The sequence below is a fragment of the Mycolicibacterium novocastrense genome (genome assembly GCF_001499835.1).
GTDB lineage: Bacteria > Actinomycetota > Actinomycetes > Mycobacteriales > Mycobacteriaceae > Mycobacterium > Mycobacterium novocastrense.
In genome coordinates this window covers 1-1611 of the sequence record NZ_LQIH01000055.1, presented here as the reverse complement: position 1 = coordinate 1611, position 1611 = coordinate 1, and the positions used below count along the sequence as shown (strand labels likewise).

Sequence of the window (1611 nt, the reverse complement as noted above, 5' to 3'; positions counted from 1 at the left end):
GACATTTAGCCTCTGTGTGAGTTCACGGGCAGGTCCGAGGGTCCGACTGGGACACGTGGTGATCCCTGAGATTTGAACGGCCTCCCGTGGACTTTGGTGTCTGGTCGTGCGGTGTCCTTGTTCGGGAACTTGGAGCCAGCCCGTGGGTGTGGACTCCTGCTTAGAGAATGTCTGGGCCGTGGCCGCGGCGCCCCGTCACCTGGTCATCTGAAAGCGCTAGTGGCAGGAGGGTTTTGTGGTGGCATTGACGTTGGGGATCGACGTCGCGGTCCGGGCTGCGCACCAGGCGACGCTGGCTCGTGACGGCAAAACGGTGTGGCGGGGCCGGAAGTTCTTGACCCGCCCCGAGGACCTGGAGCGGGTGTGGGCCGATGTGGGTGCCCAGGATCCCGCTGAGCTGACGGTGGTGGTCGAGCCCACCAGAAACGCCTGGATCGTGATCGGCGAGTGGTTTCGCCGGCGCGGCGCAACGGTGGTGATGGTGCCGACCACGCAGTCGGCTGACTTACGTAGGTACTACTCCAAACATGCCAAAAACGATCGGATCGACTCGGAGCTTTTGGCCCGGCTGCCGTTGCTGCACCCGGAAGGATTGCGTCCCTACACCGGGCAAGGCCCAGCTGATCCGTTACGGCGGCTGACCAAGCAGCGTTCCACGATGGTCAAGCGCCGCACCGCGGTCTATGCCCGTCTCGATTCCCTCATCGAGCTGTTGGGACCGGCCTGGTATGCAGTGCTGGGCTCCAATTACGGCAACGCCGCGCTGCAATTTTTGGCCCGTTACGCCGATCCGCACGCGGTGATCCGGCTCGGCCAAGCCAGGCTGGCCAGGTTCTTGGCCACACGCTCGCGCGGCAACTGGCGCGACGGGCATGCCGTCGGTCTGATCGCGGCGGCCAAAGAAACCCTGCTCCTGTGGAATGTCGACGGCACCGATGGGATGGACTTCGCCGAACTGGCCGCCGACATCGCCCACGAAGCCGAACAAGCACTGTTTTTGACCCGTCAGATCAAAGAGATCGATGAGCGCATCGCCAACCTCTACGCCGACGCCGACCCGCATGGGATCGTTGCGTCCGCACCCGGGGTCGGTCCCACCATCAGCGCGGTCATTGCCGGGCGGATCGGTGACCCGCACCGTTTCACCTCGCTGGCTGCGATCCGCGCCTACACCGGACTAATCCCGAAGGTCAGCCAATCCGGGGTGGCTAAAACCGAGTCGTCGATCACCAAGGCAGGCGATCCGCTGCTACGCGAAATGCTTTACACCGCAGCTGATCAGGCACGCAAAGTCGATCCCCAGTTTGCCGCCAAGTACCACCGACTGATGGCCGGAAACCGCCACCACGACTCAGCGATCTGCCATCTGGCCACCATGCTGATCACCCGCATCGCCACCTGCATGCGCACCGGACAGCCCTACCAGCTGCGTGACGTCGACGGCACCGCGGTCACCGAATCCCAAGGCCGCGCCATCGTCAAACAGCGCTACCGACTCGATCCCCGCCAACGCGATCACGTCCGCCACAAACTCATGCGCGAGCGACGCAAGAAGGCGGGCCAGGAGTCACAGAAGTCGCCAAGCGCTCCAACATCCCAGCCCGCTAAACG

General features: G+C 63.9%; 1 protein-coding gene. It reads left to right on the top strand.

Features of this window, described 5'->3' with window-relative positions:
* Window positions 1-238: 238 nt before the first annotated feature.
* Window positions 239-1611 (top strand): IS110 family RNA-guided transposase (locus AU072_RS23245; RefSeq protein WP_082681009.1); only part of this gene is annotated, 1373 nt, incomplete at its 3' end.